Raw genomic sequence first — 23880 nt, 5'->3', positions numbered from 1 at the left:
CCGCCCGTTAGGGCGACCGCCCGCTCCCCCCAGGTTGCCGTGCATCCTGCCCTGCTACGCCCCATACAACTACGCCTTTTGGGCGAGTTCGACGTCGCCGTGGGCGACGTCAATGGCACGCGCGCCATCAACTACAGCAAGCCCCGGCTGCTGCTGGCGCTGCTGGCGCTGGCCCAGGGCAAGCCCTATACGCGTACCGAACTGGCCGACATGCTGTGGCCGGAGGAATTGCGCGACGCCCGCGCCAACCTGCGGCACGCCCTGTTCGTATTGCGCCGGCTGTTCGAGCCGGTGCCCTCGGCCTGGCTGTCCGCGGGCGGCACGCTGGCGCTCGATCCGCGGGTCATCATGGTCGACGTGCTGGCCGTTACCGGGGCCAGCGGCTACGAAAGCCTGACGCTGGAAGAGCGGCTGTCGTACGACCGCGGCCGCCTGCTGGAATACACGGAGCTGCCGGAAAGCCCCGCCTTCGCCAGCTGGCGCACCAGCTGGCAGTCGCGCATCGAGCGCGAAATCTCGGAAAGCCGCCGGTCGCTGGTGGCGCAACTGCGCGAGCAGGGCCGGCAGGCCGAGGCCCTGGAGCACGCCAAGCGCTGGGTGCAGGCGCATCCGGACGACGAAGGGGCGCACCGCCACCTGATCCGCCAGTTGCTGGACAGCGGCAATCGCGAGGCCGCGCAACTGGCGTATGACGACTGCATCGCCCTGATCCGCGAACGCTACGACTCCGAGCCTTCGCAGGAGACGCGCGCGCTGATGGAAGGCGCGCCGGCGTCCTGGCCGCGCCTGGATACCCTGGAGCTTCCGGAGGAACGGCAGTACCGGCCGCTGGCGATCCTGGCCGTGGTGCTGTCGCCGGAAGAACAAGGCCTGCATCCGGAACAGACGCTGCATGGCCTGCAGATGGCCCGCAAGCACCTGGTGGATCTGGCCCACAAGGAAGGCTGTCACGTGATGCTGGGCCTGGCCAGCACCCTGGTCGTGGTGTTCGGCTATCCGGCCCTGACGGAACGGCCCACCCATGCGGCCGCCCGGCTGGCCTGCGCCATCCGCGGGCTGACGCTGCCGCCCGGGGTGCGGGTAGGCATGGGCCTGCATTCGGATATCGCGCTGGTGCTGTCGGACGAACGGCCCGACGCCGGGGCGCTGGTCACCCAGGAAGCCGTGCGCATGGCCTATCTTGCCGAAGCGGGCGAAGTCATCGTCAGCCCGGCGGTGCACGAGCGCCTGTCCGACCAGTTCGTGGTGCGCGATGAAAAGCGCCACGGACGCGAGCTGTGCCTGCTGGAGTCCCAGCTGGAAGCCCAGGCGGTGCGGCGCATGTTCGGCCGCGCGCGCGAGTTCGACGCCCTGGTCCATGTCTGGGCGCGCCTGCCCATGGCGCAGCCGCTGACGGCCATGGTCGTGCGCGGCGAGCCCGGCATCGGCAAGTCCCTGCTGGCCGGCGTCATGGCGGAATATGTTCGGCGCACGGGCGGCGAGGTCTGCCAGCTTTATTGCCACGAAGGCCACGGCGCGACGCCTTTCCATCCCGTTCGCGAGTACCTGCTGCGGCGGCTGTCGCTGGAATGGGGCGCCACCGACGTGGCCGACCTGCCCTCCGGCGACCTGCAGAGCCGCTCGGTGGACATCCTGTGCCGGCGCGTGGGGCTGGACGCCAGCGTGCGCCAAGGCCTGAAGCGGGTGCTGTTTCCGGAAAGCGGCCGTGGCGAAAGCGGCAGCTGGATTCCCGGCGATACGCCACGGGAGGTGCTGGTCGATGTGCTGGCCGCCATCCTGGCGCATCACGACGCCCCGGGCCGGCCGCGCCTGCTGATCTGGGAGGACCTGCACTGGGCCGACCAGTCCAGCCTGGCGCTGATCGAGAACCTGATACGCCGGCCGCAGTCTTCCCCCATGATGCTGCTGGCCACCGCGCGCGAAGAGTTCGCGCGGCCCTGGCCGGGCCACGAAATGCTGCTCAAGCCGCTCGAACGCCAGGCCATGGCCGAGCTGGTCATGCACCGCTCGCGCGGGCAGCGCCTGGCGCCGCGGCTGCGCGCGCAGATTGTCGACGGTGCCGAGGGCATCCCGCTGTACGCCGAAGAAATGGTGCGCCAGGTCGCCCTGGGCACGGAAGTCGGCGTCACCCCCGTGATCGCCGACCTGGTGGCCGCGCGCCTGTCGGACCTGGATCCGGCGGCGCGCCGGCTGGTGCAGTTCGCCGCCGTGGCGGGGCGGCTGGACGATGTGCTGCTGACCCGCGCGGCGGAAGGCGCCGGTTTCAACCGGCGCGATATTCCCGGGGTGTTGAGCGAACTGCACCGCCGCGGGCTGATCGGCGACAGCGTGCCGGCCAACTTCCGCCACGAGCTGATCCGGCTGGCCATCTACCGTTCGCTGGGCCCGGGCGAATGCCGGCGCCAGCACAATCTGGTGGCGCAATACCTGATCGACGGCGACCCGCAGGCCAAGGCGGCCGATCCCGCCTATGTCGCCCTGCACCTGGACAAGGGCCGCCATCCCGACGCTTCGCGCTGGTGGTGCCTGGCGCTGCGCGACGCGCTGACCCAATCGGCGGTGCGCGAAGCCCAGGACCTGATCGACCGCGCGCTGGCGGCCTTGGCGCTGATCGAGGATCCCGCGGCGCGCCGCCAGGCCGAACTGGAATGCCAGCTCCTGCGCGGGGCGCTGTTCACCGCCCTGCGCGGCGGGGGCGCGCCCGAGACGATATCGGCCTATGAGCGCACGGCCGCGCTGCGCAGCGCCAGCGACAACGCCCACGTCCAGCTCCAGCAGCATTGGGGCGAATGGACCGTGGCGTTCTGCACCGCCGCGCATCGGGATGGCCTGCAGGCGGCCGACCGCATGCACCGGTACGCGGAACAGACCGGCGACGGCTTGCACCTGGGCTGGGCGCAATATGCCTACGGCTACACCCGCCTGTGGATGGGCGATGCCACCAATGCCGAGCGCTGGGTCCGTGCCGCCATCCAGACCCTCTCGGCGCAGCCGGATCACAGCCTGCGCTATGCCTTTTGCGGCGCCGACGGCGTCAGCCTGGCGCGCGTGGTGCTGGGGCAGGCGCTGGTACTGCAGGGACGCGAGGAAGAAGGCCTGGCCTGCGCGAATGCCGGCGTGCAGGCCGCCGATGCGCTGGATCACCTGGCCAGCCGGGTCCTGTGCCTGACGGTCATGACCAAGGTGCATTGGCTGCGCGGCGACGAGGACGCCACCCGGCAGACCGTGGAACGCCTGGCGGTCCTGGCCAACCAGGGCGAATTCGCCCTTTGGAAACAGGTGGCGCAGGGCTGGGCCGCCTGGGGCCGGGCGCATGATGGCGACCCCACGGCCATCGCCCACATCGAGGCCGCCCTGCGGGCGTGCCGCGAAGGCATGCCCGTACTGCAGTCCAACCTGGAGTTGCTGCTGGCGCAGGCGCACCTGTATGCGGACGACGCCGGCGCGGCGATGGCGGCGCTGGAACGCGCCGGACATTTGCTGGATGTCTTCGGTACCGAGGCCCTGCGCGGCGAATATCTATGCATGCTGGGCGACGCCTGGGACCGGCGCGGCGATGGCGCGCGCGCCGTGGCCTGCTGGCGCCAGGCCGTCGCGGAAAGCCGCCGGTTGGGCCTGCTGCTATCGGCCCGCAAGGCCGAGGCGCGCATCTGGACCGGCGCGTCCTGGGCCGCGTAAGCCGGCCTGCCCGCCGTTCCTGGTCCGGGCCTTGTCCCACACCTGGCGCGCCACGCGCCGGGCTTGCTCGCAGAGGGAGGGCAGATCGGCACGCAAGGGCCGTCCCTGCTCGACGACGATTTCGCCGGCAACGATCACGGTCCGCACATCGCGTCCCTGGCCCGTGTGGACCAGCGTGCCCAGGGGATCGGTCAGCGGCACCCAATGCGGGCGGCTGGCGTCCAGCAGCACGATGTCGGCGTCCTTGCCCACCGTCAGGCTGCCCAGGCGGTGGCCCAGGCCCAGTGCGTCGGCGCCGCCCTGCGTGGCCATGTGGAAGACATCGGCGGGCTGCCAGGTATCGTCGACCTTGCCCTCCTGGATGCGTGCCGTGGCCAGCGCCCAACGCATCAGTTCCACCATGTCGCCGTGCTGCGTATCGGTCGCCAGCGCGATGTTCAGCCCGGCCCGCCGCAGCATGGGCAGCGGCGCCAGCCGTCCCGAGGCCGCATTGCACTTGGGAATGTGCGCCACGTGCGCACCCGCCGCGGCCAGCCGCGCCGCGTCGTCAGGTGTCACATATATGCAGTGGCCGGCGATCAGCCTGTCGTTCAGCAGTCCCGCTTCCTCCATGGCCTGCGTCGATGTCCTGCCCTTGCGCGCGCGCACGCGGTCGACTTCGGCCTGGCTCTGGCCCAGGTGGGTATTGACGCGCAGCTGGCGCTGCCCGGCATGCCGCGCCACTTGCGCCAGCAGGGCGTCGGAGCAGGTGTCGGCCGCATGCGCGGCCAGTTGCACGGTCACGCGCGGATGCCCGGCCCAACGGTCCGCCAGCGCCAGGCCCCGTTCGAGCAGGGCCTGGCCGATGGCCGGATCGTGCACCCATTCCCGGCTGCGCGCGACGCGGTCGAAATCCACGTCCAGGATGCGCCAGCTGGCGGCGATGCGCGGGCCCAGGTCGGCGACGGCGGCGGTAGTACTGTCGGCGTGCGTGAAGTGGTCGCCGATCACGGTGGAGCCGGCCAGCAAGGCTTCCATCACGCCCAGGCGCGCCAGCGCGCAGGCCTGCTCCTCGTCCAGGTCCGAAGCCTTGGGGATGCCCGGGGTATAAGAGGGCGCGAAGCCCAGGTCCGCCGCCACGCCGCGCACCAGCGTCAGCACGGAATGCGTGTGCACGTTGACGAAGCCGGGCGTGGCCACGTGTCCCGTGCCATCCAGCGTGCGCGTGGCGGTGGCGCCGGGCGGCGGCGCATCGCCGATCCAGGCGATGCGGCCGTCGCGCACACCGATGCAGGCCGCTTCGATGCAGGGGCGCGACGGGTCCGCCGTCAGGGCGGTGGCGCCGGCGATCAGCAGGTCGAAGCGCGCCGCCGCGCCCGCGCCCGCTTCCGCGTTGCCGCGGGCCTTCATTCCCGGCCCGCCTTGCCGCCGGATGGGGCCTGGGCGATGGGATCCATGCGCGACAGCGCGGCCAGCCAGGGCGCGTGGCGCCGCGCCGCGCGGCGCGGGCGCGCCGGTTCCGGTCGCTCGCAGGCCAGGAAGCGTCCATGTCCCGCCCGGCCCTGGAACACGCCGTCGGCATAGACCACCTGGCCGCGGCTCAGGGTGATCGCCGGCCAGGCGTGCACGGTGCGCCCCTCGTAGGGCGTGTAGTCGACGTTGTGGTGCAGGTCGGCGTTGCGGATGACGCGCGCTGCGCCGGTGTCCCAGACCACCATGTCGGCATCCGCGCCGATGGCGATGGTCCCTTTGCGGGGATAAAGGCCGTAAAGCCGGGCGGGCCGCGTGGCGGTCAGCGCGACGAATTCGGTAATGTCCAGGCGGCCTGCGAGCACGCCCTCCGAAAACAGCAGCGCCAGCCGGGTTTCCAGCCCGGGTATGCCGTTGGGTACGTGGTTGAAGGGCGTGTGCTCACCCTGCGGTTTCTTGCCGCCCGCGCCCTCGAAGCGGAAAGGCGCATGGTCGGAAGAGAACACCTGGAAGGTGCCGTTCGCCAGGCCGTTCCACACCGCCTGCTGGGCGGCTTCGTCGCGCGGCGGCGGGCTGCAGATGCAGCGGGCGCCGTGCAGCAGGTCGCCCTCCAGGTCGGCGGCGGTCAGGAAAAGATACTGCGGGCAGGTCTCGGCGTAGATCCTCAGGCCGCGCGTCTGCGCCCAGCGTATCTGCTCGATGGCGTCCGGGCCGGAGACATGGACGATCAGGATGGGGGTATCCAGCAGCTCGGCCAGCGATATCGCCCGGTGGGTCGCCTCTCGTTCGGCCACCGGCGGGCGCGACAAGGCGTGATAGGGCGGCGTATCCAGGCCTTCGGCCAGCATGCGCTCCGCCAGCCAGGCGATGCAGTCGCTGCTCTCGGCGTGGATCATGGTCATGGCGCCGTGGCGGCGCGCCGCGTACAGCACATCCAGGATCTGGCGGTCGTCCAGCTTCAGGTCGTCGTAGGTCATGTAGATCTTGAACGACGTATAGCCCTGGTCGATCAGCGCCGGCAGCTCTTCCTCCGTCACGCGCGGCGTGGCGTCGGAAACGATCATGTGGAAGGCATAGTCGACGCAGGCCTGTCCATCCGCCACCGCGTGGTAGTCGCGCACGGCCTGGACCAGCGATTCGCCTTTCAATTGCGCGGCGAAGGGGATCACCGTGGTGGTGCCGCCGCAGGCCGCCGAGCGCGTGCCCGACAGGAAATCGTCGGCCATCACCGAGCCGTCGCCGGTCTTCTGCGCCAGGTGGCAATGCGCGTCCACGCCGCCGGGCAACACCCAGCGGCCCGCCGCATCGATTTCGCGCGCGCCGGGCGGCAGCCCGCGCGCCAATGCGGCGATGCGGCCGCCGATCACGCCGATGTCGGTGTCGAAGACATCGGATGCCGTCGCCACGCGCGCATTGCGCACCACCAGCTCATAGCCGGTGTTCGGGACGCCGGGGGCGCTCGCGGCGCCGTGGCCGGCGTTCATGCCACCTCCCGGAACAAGGTGCCCCAGTTGCGCACGCGCCGCACATCGCCGCCGGCCAGGCGCAGGGACTTCCAGACGGCGGTGGCAATGGTGTCGTAGATGGGAATGCCAAGCTCCCGCTCGAGTTCCTCTACCAGCGGCGCGCCGCGCAGATTGGTGCAGAAAATCGAGATCGCGTCCGGCCGGGCGGCGGCCACCTCGCGCACCATGCCGCGCAGCGTATCGGCGTCGACCTCGGAAAAGGAAAAATTGTCGCGCTTGCCCAGGTGGCGCTCGGCCACGCATGCGTAGCCGGCCCGCGCGTAGTTGTCCAGGATGCGCGACTGCACGTCATCGGTGTAGGGCGTGACCAGCGCGTAGTTCTTCACGCCGGTGCGTTCGAAGATCTCATTCAGCGCCAGCACGGAGGTGCAGGCGGGGATGCCCGTCGCCGCCTCGATGCGCCGGCACAGGTCGCGGTCGGCCTCGAACCCGAGCCAGCCGGACGACGTGCCGTTCCAGCAGATCACGTCCATTTTTCCGTGCGCCAGCAGTTCGGCGGCGCGCAGGATGGGCGTGTCGTCGAACTGCGCCAGGGCGCGGTCCGACAGGGCGATCTCCGTGACCGGAAAGCGGCCGAAGTGGGCGCTGGCCTCGTCCAGGCCGGCCAGCATGGCGCTGGTCACGGGTTCCAGCACGGTATTGGAAGAAGGGGTCAGCATGCCCAGGAGCAGCCTTTTCGTGGTCATGGTCGGATTTCCAGCGTGGGGGTTCGGAAGGCCGGCGGGCGAGGTCGATCACGCGGCGCGCGCCAGCGCCGCTTCCTCGCGGATCAGGGCCAGGACGTGGCGCTTGATCTCGTTGAACACCGCCGAGGTGGTGTCGCGCGGGCGCGGCAGGTCTATGGGTATCAGCTCGCGGATGCGCCCCGGCCGGTGCGTCATGACGGCGACCTGGGTGCCCAGTATCAGCGCTTCCTCCACGCTGTGCGTGACGAAGACGATGGTCGACCGGGACTTCTGCCAGATGGACACCAGTTCTTCCTGGATATCCGCCTTGGTCTGCGCGTCCAGCGCGGCGAAAGGCTCGTCCATCAGGATCACGCCGGGGTTCAGCAGCAGCGCGCGGGCGATGCCCACGCGCTGGCTCATGCCGCCGGAGAGCTCCGAGGGATAGTGGTCCTCGAACCCGGTCAGGCCGACCAGGTCGATATAGGGCTGCGCCAGCTTGCGCCGCTCGTCGCGCGGCTTGCCGCGCAGGCGGTAGGGAAAGGCCACGTTGTCCCACACGGGCAGCCAGGGCATCAGCGTGGCCTGCTGGAACACCATGCCGCGGTCCGCGCCGGGCCGCGTGACGGGTTTGCCTTCCACGGTGACGCGGCCCGTGGTCGGCTGTTCGAAGCCCGCCAGCATGTTCAGCAGCGTGGACTTGCCGCAGCCCGACGGCCCCAGCAGGCAGAGCAATTCATGCCGGCCGACGCTCAGGGAGACGTCCTTCAGCGTCAGCAGCTCCGTATTGCGGCGGGCGTCGTAGAAGGTCTTGCCTATGCTTTCGAAAACGACGTGGCTCATCGAGCGCCTCCCGCGCCTTGGTGGCTGCCCTGCAGCGTGGAGCCGCGCTGCCAGTGCAGGCAGGCGTTCATGATGGTCTTGAGCAGCAGGTCCGACAGATAGCCCAGCAGCCCGATGCTGACCATGGCCGCGATGACCAGGTCATAGCGCAGGAAGTAGTAGGAATCCCACAGCGAATAGCCCAGGCCGCTCTTGACCGCCACCATCTCGGCGGTCACCGTCAGCATCCAGGCCGAACCGATGGCGATGCGCAGGCCCGAGAAGATGCTGGGCAGGGCGGCCGGCAGTACCACGTGGCGCAGCAGTTGCCACTGCGTCGCGTCCATCATGGCGGCGGCGCGGATCAGGTTGCGGTCGACGTTCTTCACGCCATGGATGGTATTCATCAGGATGGGAAAGAATGCGCCCAGGAACACCAGGAAAATCGCCGGCTTGTTGGCGATGCCGAACCAGATGATCGCCAGCGGAATCCAGGAGACGGGCGGGATGGGCCGCAGCACCTGTATCGTGGGTTCTATGGTCTTTTCCACCCAGCGCCACCACCCGATGGCGATGCCCAGCAAAATCCCGCTGGCGGCCGCGATGGCATAGCCGGCCAGCACCCGCATCAGGCTGGCGAAGGCGGCCGGCAGCCATTCGCCGCTGTAGGACTGCGTGCTGCCGTCGGTGCCGAAGATCCAGTCGGCCCAGGTCAGGATGACGCGCGACGGCGCGGGCAGCAGGGCGGGCGGGATCAGCCCGGACCGGGAGAATGCCTCCCAGGCCAGCAGGACGACGACGGGCACCACCAGCCGCTCTTTGTGGGCGTATAGACGCATGCGATTCTCCGTGCCGCCGGCGTCAGTCGCCGAGGTCGCTCTTGGATTTGCCCGTGGCCTTGGCCAGGAAGCCGTAATCCATGTGCGCGGGGATCTGCGCGCCGACGTCCGTGGACACGTAGTGCAGGTCCTTCATCATCTTGGCGATGGCCAGCGTCTGCTTCTGGTACATCGCGTAGTCGGGATAGGCATTGTCCAGCGCGGCGGCCGCGACCTTGGGATCCAGCGCCGTGTATTTGGAGATGCTGTCTATCCACACCTGGCGGTCGCTCTTGAGCTTGTCGACCAGGGCCACCACGGCGTCCACGGTGGCCTGCACGGCTTGCGGCTTGTCCTTGATGACGTCCGAGCGGGTCACGATCAGGTTGGTCAGCTTGCCGGCCGCCTGGTCGTAGGGGAAATCGAAATGCTTGCCGGCGCCGTTCATGCGGATCTGCGACGCGAAGGGCTCCACCGTGGAGACCAGGTCGATTTCGTTGCGCTGCAAGGCCGCCGCATGATCGGCGGGATTGGGGATGTTGATGAACTGCACGTCCTTGTCCGGATTGATGCCGTGCGTGGCCAGCACGCCGCGCATGTGCAGGTCCTGCGCATTGCCGCGCGAGGCGGCCACGCGCAGCGGCTGGCCGGCCTTCTTGCGTTCGGCGACCAGCTTTTTCAGCGCATCCCAATCGTCGGCCTTCAGGTTCAGGCCCGGCGCGGAAAGCAGCTCGGAGCCGCCGTTCACCTGCCCGGAGATCGCAACGACGTCGAAGCCCTTGTCCAGCGCCGTCACGAAGTGCAGGTAGGTGACCTGCGCGACGTCCACGCTCTTGGAAACCAGCGCCGTCAGCACATCGTTGCCCGACGTGAAGGCGGTGGCGTCGATTTTCACGCCCTTGGCCAGCTGGGGAGTCAGGCTCATCGGCACGCAGTGCGCGCATTTGGCGAAGCCGAGCTTGATCTCGGGGTCGGCGGCATGGGCGGCGCTGTATGACCCGGCCAGGGTCGCCAGGGCAAGGGCTGCCACCGCTTTGATGAAAGACATGGGAAGGCTCCTGTGGTGCGTGGTCGGTACGGGTCCAGGGACACGGGGCGCCGGCGAGCCGGGCGGGATCCGCCAGGAGTCAAAGCAATAGCTGTGCCAATTTTTCGTGATGATTGTGCACAATCTCGTCGACGTTTGTCTCCAGGGCGGCGGGTGGGGCCGGGCATCCCGGTCGGCTCTTGCGCGCCGCCCGCGATGGGCCATAACGGGGCCCAATGCACTATGTGGGCGCAAGAAGTGGTGCGGCCCGGCCGGCCCGACGGCCCGCTGTCCAGCCGGAAGGAAGGCGGGCGCGACGCGTAAGGGAACGGGATGGCTGGTGCGGCACCGCATGCAGGGCGTGGCCCGGCGCCGACAATTTGCCGCCCAGGCGCCGTTTCCGTTTTCCTTTGGATTGCGCACAATCTAGAATGTCGGTCAGCCGGGACCGACGGCGCGATAGCCGCGCCCGGTGCCCGCCCCACCGCCGTTTCTTCCTGGACCAGCCTCCCCGTCTTTATGGACTCCCCGCGCGACAAGACCTCGTCCCGGCGCCCCGCGGATACCGCCGCCGCGCCGTCCTCCATGCTCGCAAACGAAGAGATCTACCGCAGGCTCCAGCAGGCGGTATTCGAACATCGTCTGCTGCCCGGCACGCGCCTGGTGGAGGACCACCTGGCGGAGGTCACCGGCAGCACGCGCGGGCGCATCCGCCAGGTGCTGGCCCGCCTGGCGCACGAGAACCTGGTCACCCTGATCCCCAATCGCGGCGCCTTCATCGCCAGCCCCAGCGTCGAGGAAGCGCGCGAAGTCTTCGCCATGCGGCACATGATCGAGCCGCCCATGGCGGAACAACTGGCGCGCGACTGCAAGGCCGCGCAGATCAACCGCCTGCGCGCCCACGTGCGCCGCGAAGCCGCGGCGCGCGAGGCGGGCGAACGATCCGTCATCATCCGCCTGTCGGGCGAATTCCATTTGCTGATGGCGGAACTCACGGGCAATCGCATCCTGATGCGCACCTTGCGCGAGCTGTGCGCGCAGACCTGCCTGGTCATCACGCTGTACGACAAGCCGAATACCCCGGCCTGCCCCTATCACGAGCACGAAGAGGTCATCGACGCCATCGAGGCCCGCGACGGCCGGCAGGCCGGCGCACTGATGCGCCATCATTTGCAGCACATCGAGGCCACGCTCGCGCTGGAAGAACCGGAAGCCTCGCCGCGCGTCGACCTGCAGGCATTGTTCGCTTCCTGAGGCGCCCTCATCCTGCCCCGGATGTCTTGCGCGGCTTCGCTGGCGCGCCGCTCGCCTGCCGGCCGACGCGCGGCGCGTCTCCCGGCACGCATATGCATCCGGAACCGGCGAATCGATCCAGGCACGTACCGGCGCTGCGGCGTTCGCAGCGCCATCCGAGGGAACGCCACCATGGAAGTTTCGCCATCCTTTCCCGCCATCGCGCTCACCCATCCCGACCCCGGCCACCTGCCGCCGCGCGACGCCGTCATGCCGGGCTTCACGGCGGCGGAGATCGAATCGTCGGTCAAAAGCTGGGCCGAAAAGCTCGGCCAGGACCTGACGCGGGAAACGGAAAGGCAGCGGGTCGTCCTGGATCGGCTGCGCGCGCAACTGGAACACTGCGGCCAGCGCGATCCGCGGGCGCAGCACCGCATAGAGACCCAATTCCTGGCGAACAAGCTGAAGCAGGAAAGAGAACAGCTTCCCGCCGAACGCCTCATATGGGAAAAACTGGCCAACGGCGGCGGGATCACCGTCCACGGTCCGGGGTCCTTCTCCATCGAAAGCGGAACCGCCTTCAATAACTGGAAGGCACTCACGAAGAAGAACAGCACGCACATCCTCCAGCATTCCAGGGAATTCCATCGCTTCGTCGAGCGCCAAAGCGGCATTCCCGGCTATGCCACGCGGCTTGCCTACGCCAAGGAGCTGCAGCGGCTGCGCGAGCTGTGTTAAGGCGCTTCACGTAGCGCGCGCCGCTGGCGGCATCCCGCTCCGCTTCGAATTAAGAGAACGAGCGCTGCGAAAAACTCTAATGGACAGACGCGCGCTCGACTTCCAGAATCGGCATGGTCTTTTCCTGTCTGGATCATGCCCATGGCGACCGCCGCCGATTCCCTCGTCTCCTGGTCCACGGTGGCATTGCGCCGCGCCATCGGCGACAAGACCGTCTCTCCCGTCGAGCTATTGCAGGCCTGCCTGGCCCGCATCGAATCGCTGAACCCCTACCTGAACGCGATCACGGCAACCTGCTACGACCGCGCCATGGCCGAGGCGCGCGCCGCGGAGGACTCCGTCATGCGTGGCCTGCCCCTGGGCCCGCTGCACGGCCTGCCGCTGGGCGTCAAGGACCTGGAAGAAACCGAAGGCCTGCTGACGACTTTCGGATCCCCCATGTACCGCGGCCATGTCCCGGCCGCGGACAATCTGATGGTGGCGCGCATGCGGCGCGCGGGCGCCATCGTGGTGGGCAAGACCAATGTGCCGGAACTGGGCGCGGGCGCCAACACCCGCAATCCGGTCTGGGGCGCGACGGGCAATCCCTTCGACCCACGCCTGAACTGCGGCGGCTCTTCCGGCGGTTCGGCGGTGGCCCTGGCCACGGACATGCTGCCGCTATGCACCGGATCGGATACGGGCGGGTCCTTGCGTATTCCGGCCGCCAAGTGCGGTGTGATCGGTTTCCGTCCTTCTCCGGGCCTGGTGCCGGTGGAGCGCCGCGCGCTGGGCTGGACACCGATTTCGGTGGTGGGTCCGATGGGCCGCACCATGGACGACGTGGGCCTGCACCTGTCGGCGATCGCGGGCCGCGCGGATTGCGACCCGCTCTCCTACGACGTCGACGCGTCGGCGTTCGCTAGCCCGCGGCCACGGGATCTGGCCAGCCTGCGGGTAGGCTACAGCGTGGATTTCGGGGTGTGCGATGTGGACGCGGACATCCGCCGGGTGTTCCTGGCCAAGATCGAAGCGATGCGGCATTTGTTCAAGACGTGCGAGCCGGTGCGGCCCGATCTGTCGGCGGCGCACCGCTGTTTCGACGTGATCCGCGCGGCGAACTACGTGGCCCGGTATCGCGAGGCCTACGAGGCGGATCCGGATAACCTGGGGCCGAATCCCCGCGCGAATTACGAGATGGGCGCATCGATGACGCTGGCCGACCATACGGCCGCGCACCTGGACCAGACGCGGATGTTCAAGGCTTTCCAGGCGCTGTACCAGGACTACGATGTGATCCTGGCGCCGACGACGCCGGTGTCGCCTTTCCCGTGGACGCAGCTGGCGCTGGACGGTGTCGACGGGAAGCCGCAAGAGAACTACTACCGGTGGCTGGCGCTGACGTACGTCATTACCCTGATGACCAATCCCGCGCTATCGATGCCTTGCGGCCGTGACCATGCGGGCATGCCTTTCGGCATGCAGGTGATCGGCGGTTTCCGGCAGGATCTGGCGCTGCTGGAAATCTGCAAGTCGCTGGAATGGGCGTGGGCCCGCGAACCGGAACTGGCGCGGCCGCTGCCGGACCTGGAGCGGCTGCGCGCGCAACCGCCCGTGGATTTCCGTACGGGCATCGTGACGGCGCCGCCGGAAGCGGCGTTGGTTCGTGGGAGCGGGGCGGGACCTCGGGCGGTGGGCACGGTGGATGTGGCTGTTTGACGTCGCGGGGTGGATGTATATCTTCTTGGGGGGGCTTCGTTCGCGATGCTGCTTTTGACGGGCGCATCGCGGGATGTTATTCAGCGATGCGGTCGGTGGTCGCCGTGCTAATGCTGTCCGTCGATGCCGTCGCTGGTCGGTTTGCTATTGCCGTTCGTCGATGCCGTTGCGGGTCGGTTTGCTATTGCCGTCCGTCGGGGGCGATGCCTGGCGTGTCCGGCCCGGTCGGGCGGTCCAGCGCCTTCGCGCTGGACTGCCGCTGCGTCTTCCTCGTTCGGCGGCCGAACAGGCGTTGGGGTTCTTGCGGCTTTTTTGCCCGGCCGTCCTGCCTTCGGAAGCCCGCGCGCGCCCTCCGACGGGCCGGCCCCGCCAGGCATCGCCCCCGCCGGACTCGCGGTTTGCCCACGCGACGGTTGCCGCGACCGTCGGTTTACTTGGCCCTTCGTGGGCTGTGGTTTTGGGTTAGGAAAGATCTTCCATCGCCCGTCGTTTCCGGGCCGCCCTGCGCGGCCCAGAAACGCCTGCGCAGTGTGGCTCTGCATAGGGCGGCGGTATGCGGCGGCCGGCGATTCGGAGTGGTGCCGCTCTTGATACGGCGATGCCGCCTTGTCGCGATAGCGCCGGCCGTTAGGCCCCAAGCACAAAATTCCTGACACTCCCGCACCGACTTATCAGATGCTGCCGCGCCATCGCCAGCATCCGTGGCAAGGCACGGTGCTACGGTGTGGCGGGCCGGCTGGCGGCCGGGAGTGTCAGGAATTTTGTGCTTGAGGCCTAACATGTCGAAAACGGAGCATGTATGGCAACCCGAAAGAAGAATCCCCCTAAAGAGCTGCCGGCGATTCCTGCCGAGTTGGTCGAGCAATTGGTCAAAGGGCCGATGACGGCCGAGGCGGTGCAGGACCTGTCGATGGCGTTCAAGAAGGCGTTGATCGAGCGGGCACTGGGCGCGGAGCTGGGTCATCACCTGGGTTACGCACCGGGCCAACGGTCTGAAACGGCAACGAACCGACGCAATGGCACGAGCTCGAAGACCGTGCTGACCGACGACGGGGCCATCTCGGTAGATGTGCCGCGCGATCGCGACGGCAGCTTCGCCCCGATCCTGATTCCCAAGCATGAGCGGCGCTTCACGGGGTTCGATGACAAGATCATCGCGATGTACGCGCGCGGCATGACAGTGCGCGAGATACAGGCGTTTCTTCTGGAGCAGTACGGCACTGAGGTATCGCCAGAGTTCATCAGCTCGGTGACCGATGCGGTGGTCGAGGAGGTTACAGCCTGGCAAACCCGCCCGCTGGAGACGATGTACCCGGTGGTGTTCTTCGATGCGCTGCGGGTGAAGATCCGCGAGGACGGCGTGGTCAGAAACAAGGCCGTGTATCTGGCCCTGGCCATCCTGGCCGACGGCACACGCGACGTGTTGGGCTTATGGATCGAGCAGACCGAAGGCGCCAAATTCTGGATGAAGGTCTTCAACGAGCTCAAGACTCGTGGCACGCAGGACATCCTGATTGCAGTCACCGACGGCCTGAAGGGCATGGAGCAGGCCTTAAACGCCGTATTCCCTGCCACGACGTTGCAGACCTGCATCGTGCATTTGATGCGCTCAAGCCTGGACTATGCCAGCTGGAAGGAGCGCCGTGCCGTGGCTGCTGCGCTCAGGCCCATCTACAGTGCGCCAACGGTGGAGGCCGCGCAAGCCGAGCTGGCACGCTTCGAACAGGGCCTGTGGGGACAGCGCTACGCGCCGATCGCGCAGGCTTGGCGCAGCGCCTGGGACCGCGTGATCCCGTTTTTTACCTTCCCGCCGGCGATCCGCAAGATCATCTATACCACCAACGCCATCGAGAGCATCAACGCCCAGCTGCGCCGGGCGGTCAAAACGCGCGGGCACTTCCCCTCCGACGAGGCGGCCACCAAGCTGCTGTGGCTGGTGCTACGTAATATCACCGGCACCTGGGGCAGTTCCACTCACGAGTGGAAGGCAGCCATGAACCAGTTTGCGATCATCTACGCAGAGCGCTTCACCAATCCATATCGCTGAAATATCATCACTGGGCTGGGGCTCTTATAGACCGGCCTTTAATGCCTCAAGCACAAAAATACTGACACACCCTGGCGGCCCGCCACACCGCCTTGTTACCCCCACTCTGCGAGGGCCGGGATCTCACTTCAGTTCCCCGCCAGTCGCATGCCACGACCCTATGCAGGCCAGAATGCGTAGGCGTTTCCGGGCCGCGCAGGGCGGCTCGGAAACGACGGGCGACCGAAGATCTTTCCTAACTTAGAACCGCAGCAGACGAAGGGCCAAGCAAACCGACGGCCGCGGCAACCGTAGCGTAGGCAAACCGCGAGTCCGGCGGGGGCGATGCCTGGCGGGGCCGGCCCGTCGGAGGGCGCGCGCGGGCTTCCGAAGGCAGGACGGCCGGGCAAAAAGGCCGCAAGAACCCCAACGCCTGTTCGGCCGCCGAACGAGGAAGACGCAGCGGGAGTCCAGCGCGAAGGCGCTGGACCGCCCGACCGGGCCGGACACGCCAGGCATCGCCCCCGCCGGACGGCAATAGCAAACCGACCAGCAACGGCATCAAGGAACGGCAATAGCAAACCGCCCAGCAACGGCATCGACGGACGGCAATAGCAAACCGACCAGCAACGGCATCGACGGACGGCAATAGCAAACCGACCACCGACAACATCGACAAACGGCCATCATCGAACACGGCATCGGCAAGATCCCACCCATCCGGGATATCCCCATCAGGGCGACTACGCACTCCCCCGAGATCCGCATAAACACTGGCCCGCCAGCCAGTTCTAATTTCGGCAACGCCCGCTGGCGAATATTGAAATTGCTGCACACACAACCCCACCCATAGAATTTTTGCACCGCGCCAATCCCGCGACTCCATCCGGAAGGTGCACGCTGTCCCGCGTGCCGCGACGCTTCCGAGCACGTTCACAGACGAGGTCCGATGTTCTCGTACGTCCTGCGCCGCCTGCTCGCCACGCTGCCCGTCATGTTGTTTGTCGCGCTGTTCGTGTTCGCGCTGCTCGACCTGGCTCCCGGGGATCCCGCCGCGCTGCTCGCAGGCGAGGACGCCACCGCGCAGGACATCGCCCGCATTCGTGCAACGCTGGGACTGGATCAGCCATTCCTGGTCCGCTTCGGCCACTGGATATGGGGCGTGCTGCATGGCGACCTGGGTACGTCGCTGTTCACCAGCCAGCCCGTCAGCTACATGATCGGCCAGCGCCTGGCGCCCACCTTCAGTTTGATGATCATGACCCTGATCCTGTCCGTCGCGGTCGCCGTCCCGCTGGGCGCCCTGGCGGCATGGCGCCACAATGCGTGGCAGGACCGGGGCATCATGGTCGGGGCCGTCCTGGGGTTTTCCGTGCCGTCCTTCGTCGTCGGCTACCTGCTGGCCTGGGTGTTGGGCCTGCAACTGCGCTGGTTTCCCGTCCAGGGCTACGTCCCGCTCTCGCGCGGACTGTGGGCCTCGCTGTACACCTTGGTGCTGCCGGCCCTGGCGTTGGGCAGCGTCTACATCGCACTGATCACCCGCATCACGCGCGCCACCCTGCTGGAGACGCTCTCCCAGGATTATGTAAGGACCGCGCGAGCCAAGGGCGTGCATGATCGTACGCTGCTGTTTCGCCATGCCTTGAAAAACGCGGCCGTCCCCATCCTGACCGTCATCGGCAGCGGTGTTGCCCTACTGATCAGCGGCACCGTCATCACCGAGACCGTATTTTCCATCCCCGGCCTGGGCCGCCTTACCGTCGACGCCATTTTGCGCCGGGACTATCCCGTCATCCAGGGCGTCATTCTGCTGTTCAGCTTCATGTACGTCCTGATCAACCTGGCGGTGGACCTGCTCTATCGCGTCTTCGATCCAAGGATCAAATACTGATGCGCGCGTTCTTCAGGGTGATGCGCGAGCATCCCACCATTGCCGTGGGCGGGCTGCTCCTGCTGTTGCTGATACTGGTGGCCGTGCTGGCGCCCTGGTTGCACACCGTCGATCCGACGGCGCTGTCGCCCATCAACCGCACCCGGCCGCCCAGCGAGCGCTTCTGGTTCGGTACCGATCTGCTGGGCCGCGATGTCTACTCGCGCGTCATCTACGGTGCGCGCGTATCGCTCATCGTCGGTTTCACCGTCGCCGTGCTATCGACCGTGGCCGGCGTGGCCATCGGCCTGGCGGCGGGTTTCGTGCGATGGATCGATGCCGTCGCGATGCGCATCATGGACGGTTTCATGTCCATCCCCACCATCCTCCTGGCCATCGCGCTGATCTCGCTGAGCCGGGCTTCGTTGCACAATGTCATCGTCGCCATCACCCTGGCGGAAATCCCGCGCGTGGTGCGCCTGGTGCGCGGCGTAGTGCTTTCCCTGCGCGAACAGCCTTACGTGGAAGCGGCCGTGGCGGCCGGCGCCAGCCGGCTGCGGGTCGTACTGCGGCACATTCTGCCCAATACCGTGGCGCCGCTGACGGTGCAGGCCACCTATATCTGCGGCGTGGCCATCCTGGCCGAGGCGGGGCTGTCCTTCATCGGCGCGGGCGTTCCACCCGCCACGCCATCGTGGGGCAACATCATGGCAGAGGGCCGGGCGCTGTGGCAGATCAAGCCTTACCTGATCGCCTTCCCCGCGATCTTCCTGTCGGTGACCATACTCGCCATCAACATGCTGGGCGACGGGCTGCGGGATGCCATCGACCCGCGCATGGCCAAGAGGATATGACCATGGCATCGCATACGGATCGCGTTCGTCCGGCGGCGGGCCTTGCAGACGGCACCCGCCAGGGCGGTGCGGCACTGCCCGGGTACGGCGGCGCCGACCCGGCCCGTCCCGGCGCCGGCCCTGCCCATTCCGGCCGTACCGATTCCGGCCGCGCCGATGCCGCGCGCCGGGTGCTCGATGTCGCGGGCCTGACCGTCGTCTTCGGCGCGGCGCCGCAGGCGACTGTCGCGGTGCGGGATATCAGCCTGCACGTGGACCGCGGCGAGACGCTGGCCATCGTCGGCGAGTCCGGCTCGGGCAAATCGGTGACCTCGCTGGCCGTCATGCGGCTGGTCGAATTCGGCGGCGGCCGCATCGCGCAAGGCGCGATGCATTTCCGGCGCCGCGACGGCACGTCCGTGGACCTGGCGGCGGCCAGCCACGAACAAATGCGCGCCATGCGCGGCGCCGACCTGGGCATGGTCTTCCAGGAGCCGATGACCTCGCTGAACCCCGTCATGACGGTGGGCGCGCAGATCGTCGAGGCCATCCGCCTGCACCAGCCCGGCGATGCCCGAAGCGCCGAAGCGGAAGCGCGCCGCATCCTCGATCGCGTGCGCATCCCGGATGCCGCCGCCGCGCTGCGCCGCTATCCGCACGAGCTGTCCGGCGGCATGCGCCAGCGCGTCATGATCGCCATGGCCCTGTCCTGCAAGCCGGCGCTGCTCATCGCCGACGAGCCCACCACGGCGCTGGACGTCACCATCCAGGCGCAAATCCTGCAACTCATACGCGAGCTGCAGGGCGAGATGGACATGGGCGTGATCTTCATCACGCACGATATGGGGGTGGTCGCCGAAGTCGCGGACCGCGTCATGGTCATGCGGCGCGGCCGCGCCATCGAGACCAATACCGCGGCGGCTCTGTTCGCGCATCCGCGCGAGAGCTATACCCGCGCCCTGATGGCCGCCGCGCCCAAGCTGGGCGCCATGCGCGGCACGGCGCGGCCTGCGCGCTTCGACCTGGTGGAAGACGCGCCCTCCGCGCCCGCGAATACGGCGGCGCCTGCCGCGCCGCCGTCGACCGCGTATCCGGAAGCGCCATCCGCCGGCGGGTATCCCACGGCGTCGTCCACCGCGTATCCGCCAGCATCGTCCGCGCCGCCTCACCCCGCGGCGGCCGCAGGCCGCGATCCCGCCGACGCGCCATCCAAGCATCCCATCCTGCGCGTGCGGGACCTGGTCACCCGTTTCGACGTGCGCGGCGGCGTGCTGGCGCGGGTGAAGCGTCGCGTGCACGCCGTGGAAAAGGTCAGCTTCGACCTGCATGCGGGGGAAACGCTGTCCCTGGTGGGAGAGTCGGGCTGCGGCAAGACCACGACGGGGCGGTCCATCCTGCAGCTGACGCGCGCGACTTCGGGCAGCGTGGAATTCGCCGGCCAGGAGGTGCGCGGGGACGATCCGCTGTCATTGCGGACGCTGCGGCGGGGCATGCAGTTCGTCTTCCAGGACCCCTACGCTTCGCTCAACCCGCGCATGCGCGTGGGCGAATCCATCAAGGAGCCGATGCTGATCCACGGGCTGGCCAGCGGGCCCGAGGCGGACCGCCGCGTCGCCGCGCTGATGGAACGCGTGGGCCTGGATCCCGCCATGGCCAGCCGGTGGCCGCACCAGTTCTCCGGCGGCCAGCGCCAGCGCATCTGCATCGCGCGCGCGCTATCGGTCCAACCCCGCGTGCTGATCGCCGACGAATCGGTGTCGGCGCTGGATGTATCCATCCAGGCGCAGATCGTCAACCTGCTGATCGACCTGCAGCGCGAGCTGGGCGTCTCCTACCTGTTTATTTCGCATGACATGGCGGTGGTCGAGCGCATCAGCCACCGCGTGGCCGTGATGTACCTGGGCCAGATCGTGGAGATCGGGCCGCGCCAGGCGGTGTTCGAGGACCCGCGCCATCCGTATACGCGCAAGCTGATGCAGGCCGTGCCGGTGCCGGACCCCTCGCGTCGCCGCGAGATCCGCGTGGACAACGCCGAACTGCCCAGTCCGGTGCGGCCGCTGGGATATGAACCGGAGGTACCGCCGCTGGAGCAGGTCGGGCCGGGGCATTTCGTGGCCCGGCACCGCGTGGGCGGCCTGTATTGAGCGGGGCGGGGAATACCGCGCGGGCGGGCCGCCAGGACGGGGCCCCCCGCGCCTTGGTTCGATTGCCGGGCAAGGCCGTGAACGGGCCCTGTCCGGCGCTGTTTCCGCGTGGCCTTCCGCGCGGGGATCCTGAATGTAGTGTCCATCCTTCAAGGGGAGCCAAACATGGACCGCAGGCAATTCCTGATCACCACCGGCGCCAGCGCGGCGACCCTGGCCTTGCCGGGCTATCTGCGCGCGGCGCCGCGCGTCGAGTTCCGCTGGATTCCGCAGACCGACCTGACCTTGCTGGATCCGACCTTTACCACGGCGACCATCACGCAGAACCACGCGCAGATGGTCTTCGATACGCTGTACGGCATGGACAACGACTACCAGCCGCATCCGCAGATGGCCGCCGGCCACGAGATGGACGCCGACGGATTGCGCTGGGTGATCACGTTGCGCGAGCAACTGGTGTTCCATGACGGCTCCCCCGTGCGCGCCCAGGATGCCATCGCCAGCCTGCATCGCTGGGCCCTGCGCGACTTGATGGGCAAGTCCTTGATGAGCGCCACCGCGGAACTGACGGCGCTGAACGACAAGCAGCTGCAGTTCAAGCTGAAGAAGCCTTTCCCCCTGTTGCTGCACGCGCTGGGCCGGCAGACGGGCAGCATGGCCGCCATCATGCCCGAGCGCCTGGCCAAGGGGCCCGACGACAAGCCCGTGACGGAAATGATAGGCAGCGGCCCGTTCCGTTTCGTGCGCGAACAGTGGGTGTCCGGCTCGCGCGTGGTCTACGAAAAGTTCGCCGGCTATGTGCCGCGCAAGGACAGCTTTCCGCCGCAGTTCAGCGCCGGTCCCAAGATCGCCCACATGGACGAGGTACGCTGGAACGTCGTGCCGGACCGCGCCACCGCCATCGCCGCCCTGCAGGCGCACGAGGTCGACGGCGTCGAGGCCGTGGACAACGACTTTATCGGCATGCTCAAGGCCGATCCCTCCATCACCCTGGTCAAGCGCAGCCTGCCCACGGTGGCGATCCTGCGCTTCAACCACCTGCAGCCGCCCTTCGACAACGTGCTGATGCGCCGCGCGGTACTGGCCTCGATCAACCAGACCGACTACATGACGGCCATGAACGGCACCGAGTTCAAGGAGTACTGGACCGACCGCATGGGCGTGTTCGTCGAGGGCACGCCCATGGCCACCGAGGCCGGCCTGGACAAGCTCACGGGCAAGCGCGACCTGGACAAGGTGCGCGCCGACCTCAAGGCGGCCGGCTACAAGGGCGAGACAATAGTGCTGCTGGACCCGGCGGATTTTCCGGCGTACCACGCCGCGGCCCTGGTGACCGCGGACCTGTTCAAGCGCATCGGCCTGAACGTGGATGTGCAGACCATGGATTGGGGCACGGCGGTGCAGCGGCGCAACAACCAGGATCCGCCGTCCAAGGGCGGCTGGAACGTCGCCTTCACCGGCCTGACGGGGCCCAATAACCTGGATCCCGCCGGCCATCTGGCGCTGCGGGGCAACGGCAAGGCGGCCTGGTGGGGCTGGCCCGACAGCCCCAGGCTGGAGCAGCTGCGGCAGGATTGGTTCAACGCGCCCGACCTGGCGACGCAGAAGAAGATCTGCGAACAGATCCAGCTGCAGGTCATCGAGGACGTGCCCTATATCCCCCTGGGCGCGACCTACCAGGTCAGCGCGGTGGGATCGGAGTGGAAGGATTTCCAGCCGCAGCTGCCGCTGTTCTATACCGTCCACAAGGCCTGAGGCGGGAGACGATCATGAGCGCATCCATGCAAGGCACCAGCACGAGCACAACCGCGCCGCGCGTCGCCGTGCTGGGTTTCCACCTGGAGTCCAACGCCTTCGCGCCGGTCTCCGTGGAAGACGATTTCCGCGCCCAATGCTGGGAAGAGGGCGAGCGCATCAGCGCGCTGGCGCGGCAGGTCAGCCACCTGCCCAGCGAGCTGCCCGGCTTCTACCAGCGCATGGACGCCCTGGGACCCTGGCAACCGCTGCCGCTGATCGTCATCGGCGCGCCGCCGGGCGGTCCGGCCAGCGCCGCGGTGTGGGCCACGTTTCTGCGCGAGACGCGCGCGCGGCTGCAGGCCGTGCTGCCCGTGGACGCCGTGTACGTCGCCAACCATGGGGCCTCGTCGGCCGAAGGCGAGGACGATACGGAGGCGGCCCTGGCCACCATGCTGCGGCAATTGGTCGGGCCCGGCGTGCCCATCGTCGCCACGCATGACCTGCATGCGAATGTCTCCGCCGCGACCATGGAGTCACTGGACGCGCTGATCGGCTATCGCACCAATCCCCACGTCGACCAGCGCGAGCGCGCGGCCGAAGCCGCCGACCTGCTGCACGAGATGCTGGGCGGGATGAAGACCGCCACCGCCCATATCCGGTTGCCGCTGACGCCGCCGTCCGTCACCCTGGGCACCCGCGAAGGACCCTACGCCGACCTGATCGCGCGGGCGCAGGCATGCATGGCGCCCGCCGGGCAGGGTCCCATCGCCAATGTGTCGGTGCTGGGCGGTTTCGTCTTTTCCGATCTGCCCAAGTGCGGCCTGACGGTGAACGTGACCGCGCGCGGCGACCTGGCGGCGGCGCGGCGCACCGCGCTGGCCCTGGCGCGTGCCGCCTGGCAGGACCGCCATCGCTACGTGCCGGACATGATAGAGGTGGACCGCGCCGTGGCGCTGGCCGCCGCATCCGCGATGCCGCTGCTGTTCGCCGACGTGGCGGACAATCCCGGCGGCGGTGGGCGCGGCAATACGTCCTGGCTGCTGGCGGCGTTCCACCAGGCGCGCATCCCGGATACGGTGCTCGGGGTGTTCGTGGATCCCGCCTTGGCCGCGCAGGCGCATGCGCTGGGCGAGGGCGCCAGCTTCGACGCCGTCTTCAACCGCCAGGAATCCGAGTTTTCCCGGCGCTTCCAGGCGCGCGCCCGTATCGTCCGGCTGACCGATGGCGAAGGCGAGGGACGGCGCGGGGTCATGCGCGGCCGCAAGTTTTCCCTGGGGCCCAGCGTGCTGCTGGAACTGGAGGACTCCGGCCTGCGCGTCATCGTGGGCAGCCTGCGCCGCCAATTGGCCGAACCCCGCATCGTGGAAATGCACGGCATCGACATCGCCAGCGTGAAGAACCTGATCGTCAAAAGCCGCGGCCATTACCGCGCGGGCTTCGACGAGTTCTTCACGCCGGAACGCATCCATGACGTGGACAGCCCGGGCCTGACCACGCCCAATCTGAAACGCGTGGGCTTCCGCCGCTTGCCGCGGCCGGTGTGGCCGCTGGATGCCGACGCCGTCTGGCGCGAGCCCGACTGGGCGGCGGATCTGGCGCCGGAAGGATAGCGGCGC

At 68.2% G+C, this 23880-nt stretch carries 16 protein-coding genes; 10 read left to right on the top strand and 6 right to left on the bottom strand.

Annotated elements, in window-relative coordinates:
- Window positions 1–78 precede the first annotated feature (78 nt).
- Entirely contained in the window at window positions 79–3678 is a 3600-nt protein-coding gene (locus BAU06_RS21425) for an AAA family ATPase (RefSeq protein ID WP_066355202.1), read from the top strand.
- Here BAU06_RS21425 and BAU06_RS21420 read toward each other — a convergent pair.
- Genes BAU06_RS21420 through BAU06_RS21395 form a run of 6 tightly spaced genes read right to left on the bottom strand, consistent with a single transcriptional unit; the run spans window position 3622 to window position 10006 of the window.
- On the bottom strand, window positions 3622–5067 hold the full coding sequence (locus tag BAU06_RS21420; RefSeq protein ID WP_066355199.1) for an amidohydrolase family protein: 1446 nt from the start codon (window positions 5065–5067) through the stop codon (window positions 3622–3624). The genes BAU06_RS21425 and BAU06_RS21420 overlap by 57 nt on opposite strands.
- Window positions 5064–6611, bottom strand: a complete 1548-nt coding sequence (gene hydA, locus BAU06_RS21415) for a dihydropyrimidinase (RefSeq protein ID WP_066355197.1) — start codon at window positions 6609–6611, stop codon at window positions 5064–5066. Before hydA ends, BAU06_RS21420 begins: the two co-directional genes overlap by 4 nt.
- Complete coding sequence (locus BAU06_RS21410; RefSeq protein ID WP_066355195.1) at window positions 6608–7339, bottom strand: maleate cis-trans isomerase family protein; 732 nt, start codon at window positions 7337–7339, stop codon at window positions 6608–6610. The genes hydA and BAU06_RS21410 overlap by 4 nt, the downstream gene beginning before the upstream one ends.
- Window positions 7340–7387: 48 nt before the next feature.
- Window positions 7388–8161: an ABC transporter ATP-binding protein gene (locus BAU06_RS21405; RefSeq protein ID WP_066355191.1), complete on the bottom strand. Its 774-nt coding sequence runs from the start codon at window positions 8159–8161 to the stop codon at window positions 7388–7390.
- Window positions 8158–8979, bottom strand: a complete 822-nt coding sequence (locus BAU06_RS21400) for an ABC transporter permease (protein WP_066355187.1) — start codon at window positions 8977–8979, stop codon at window positions 8158–8160. Before BAU06_RS21400 ends, BAU06_RS21405 begins: the two co-directional genes overlap by 4 nt.
- Before the next feature lie 22 nt (window positions 8980–9001).
- Complete coding sequence (locus tag BAU06_RS21395) at window positions 9002–10006, bottom strand: ABC transporter substrate-binding protein (RefSeq protein ID WP_066355184.1); 1005 nt, start codon at window positions 10004–10006, stop codon at window positions 9002–9004.
- A gap of 564 nt (window positions 10007–10570) precedes the next feature.
- Here BAU06_RS21395 and BAU06_RS21390 point away from each other — a divergent pair.
- From BAU06_RS21390 to BAU06_RS21350, 9 genes are all read left to right on the top strand, one after another.
- Window positions 10571–11239: a GntR family transcriptional regulator gene (locus tag BAU06_RS21390; protein WP_082993888.1), complete on the top strand. Its 669-nt coding sequence runs from the start codon at window positions 10571–10573 to the stop codon at window positions 11237–11239.
- A gap of 171 nt (window positions 11240–11410) precedes the next feature.
- Window positions 11411–11956: a hypothetical protein gene (locus BAU06_RS21385; RefSeq protein ID WP_066355168.1), complete on the top strand. Its 546-nt coding sequence runs from the start codon at window positions 11411–11413 to the stop codon at window positions 11954–11956.
- Between the two features lie 141 nt (window positions 11957–12097).
- Window positions 12098–13654 carry an amidase gene (locus tag BAU06_RS21380; RefSeq protein ID WP_066355163.1) on the top strand — a complete coding sequence of 519 codons (1557 nt, stop codon included), beginning with the start codon at window positions 12098–12100 and terminating at the stop codon, window positions 13652–13654.
- Between the two features lie 799 nt (window positions 13655–14453).
- Complete coding sequence (locus BAU06_RS21375; RefSeq protein WP_066342657.1) at window positions 14454–15701, top strand: IS256 family transposase; 1248 nt, start codon at window positions 14454–14456, stop codon at window positions 15699–15701.
- 928 nt (window positions 15702–16629) lie between these two features.
- A complete protein-coding gene (locus BAU06_RS21370; RefSeq protein ID WP_066355158.1) occupies window positions 16630–17571 on the top strand; it encodes an ABC transporter permease in 942 nt (313 codons plus the stop codon).
- A complete protein-coding gene (locus tag BAU06_RS21365; protein WP_066355155.1) occupies window positions 17571–18404 on the top strand; it encodes an ABC transporter permease in 834 nt (277 codons plus the stop codon). The genes BAU06_RS21370 and BAU06_RS21365 overlap by 1 nt, the downstream gene beginning before the upstream one ends.
- A gap of 2 nt (window positions 18405–18406) precedes the next feature.
- Window positions 18407–20527: a dipeptide ABC transporter ATP-binding protein gene (locus tag BAU06_RS21360; protein ID WP_082993774.1), complete on the top strand. Its 2121-nt coding sequence runs from the start codon at window positions 18407–18409 to the stop codon at window positions 20525–20527.
- 165 nt (window positions 20528–20692) lie between these two features.
- On the top strand, window positions 20693–22282 hold the full coding sequence (locus BAU06_RS21355) for an ABC transporter substrate-binding protein (protein ID WP_066355152.1): 1590 nt from the start codon (window positions 20693–20695) through the stop codon (window positions 22280–22282).
- Window positions 22283–22296: 14 nt separating this feature from the next.
- Window positions 22297–23874, top strand: coding sequence for a M81 family metallopeptidase (locus tag BAU06_RS21350; RefSeq protein WP_231933925.1), 1578 nt, complete (start codon window positions 22297–22299; stop codon window positions 23872–23874).
- Window positions 23875–23880 lie beyond the last annotated feature (6 nt).

Origin of the sequence: Bordetella bronchialis (assembly GCF_001676705.1) — a bacterium.
Classification (GTDB): Bacteria; Pseudomonadota; Gammaproteobacteria; order Burkholderiales; family Burkholderiaceae_B; genus Bordetella_C; species Bordetella_C bronchialis.
This window is presented reverse-complemented; position numbering and strand designations above follow the sequence as displayed.

Coding starts and splice junctions, on each gene's coding strand:
- BAU06_RS21395 (WP_066355184.1), bottom strand. CDS start 10,006: ATGTCTTTCATCAAAGCGGTGGCAGCCCTTGCCCTGGCGACCCTGGCC.
- BAU06_RS21410 (WP_066355195.1), bottom strand. CDS start 7,339: ATGACCACGAAAAGGCTGCTCCTGGGCATGCTGACCCCTTCTTCCAAT.
- BAU06_RS21355 (WP_066355152.1), top strand. CDS start 20,693: ATGGACCGCAGGCAATTCCTGATCACCACCGGCGCCAGCGCGGCGACC.
- BAU06_RS21360 (WP_082993774.1), top strand. CDS start 18,407: ATGGCATCGCATACGGATCGCGTTCGTCCGGCGGCGGGCCTTGCAGAC.
- BAU06_RS21390 (WP_082993888.1), top strand. CDS start 10,571: ATGCTCGCAAACGAAGAGATCTACCGCAGGCTCCAGCAGGCGGTATTC.
- BAU06_RS21375 (WP_066342657.1), top strand. CDS start 14,454: ATGGCAACCCGAAAGAAGAATCCCCCTAAAGAGCTGCCGGCGATTCCT.
- BAU06_RS21350 (WP_231933925.1), top strand. CDS start 22,297: ATGAGCGCATCCATGCAAGGCACCAGCACGAGCACAACCGCGCCGCGC.
- BAU06_RS21380 (WP_066355163.1), top strand. CDS start 12,098: ATGGCGACCGCCGCCGATTCCCTCGTCTCCTGGTCCACGGTGGCATTG.
- hydA (WP_066355197.1), bottom strand. CDS start 6,611: ATGAACGCCGGCCACGGCGCCGCGAGCGCCCCCGGCGTCCCGAACACC.
- BAU06_RS21400 (WP_066355187.1), bottom strand. CDS start 8,979: ATGCGTCTATACGCCCACAAAGAGCGGCTGGTGGTGCCCGTCGTCGTC.
- BAU06_RS21385 (WP_066355168.1), top strand. CDS start 11,411: ATGGAAGTTTCGCCATCCTTTCCCGCCATCGCGCTCACCCATCCCGAC.
- BAU06_RS21405 (WP_066355191.1), bottom strand. CDS start 8,161: ATGAGCCACGTCGTTTTCGAAAGCATAGGCAAGACCTTCTACGACGCC.
- BAU06_RS21370 (WP_066355158.1), top strand. CDS start 16,630: ATGTTCTCGTACGTCCTGCGCCGCCTGCTCGCCACGCTGCCCGTCATG.
- BAU06_RS21420 (WP_066355199.1), bottom strand. CDS start 5,067: ATGAAGGCCCGCGGCAACGCGGAAGCGGGCGCGGGCGCGGCGGCGCGC.
- BAU06_RS21365 (WP_066355155.1), top strand. CDS start 17,571: ATGCGCGCGTTCTTCAGGGTGATGCGCGAGCATCCCACCATTGCCGTG.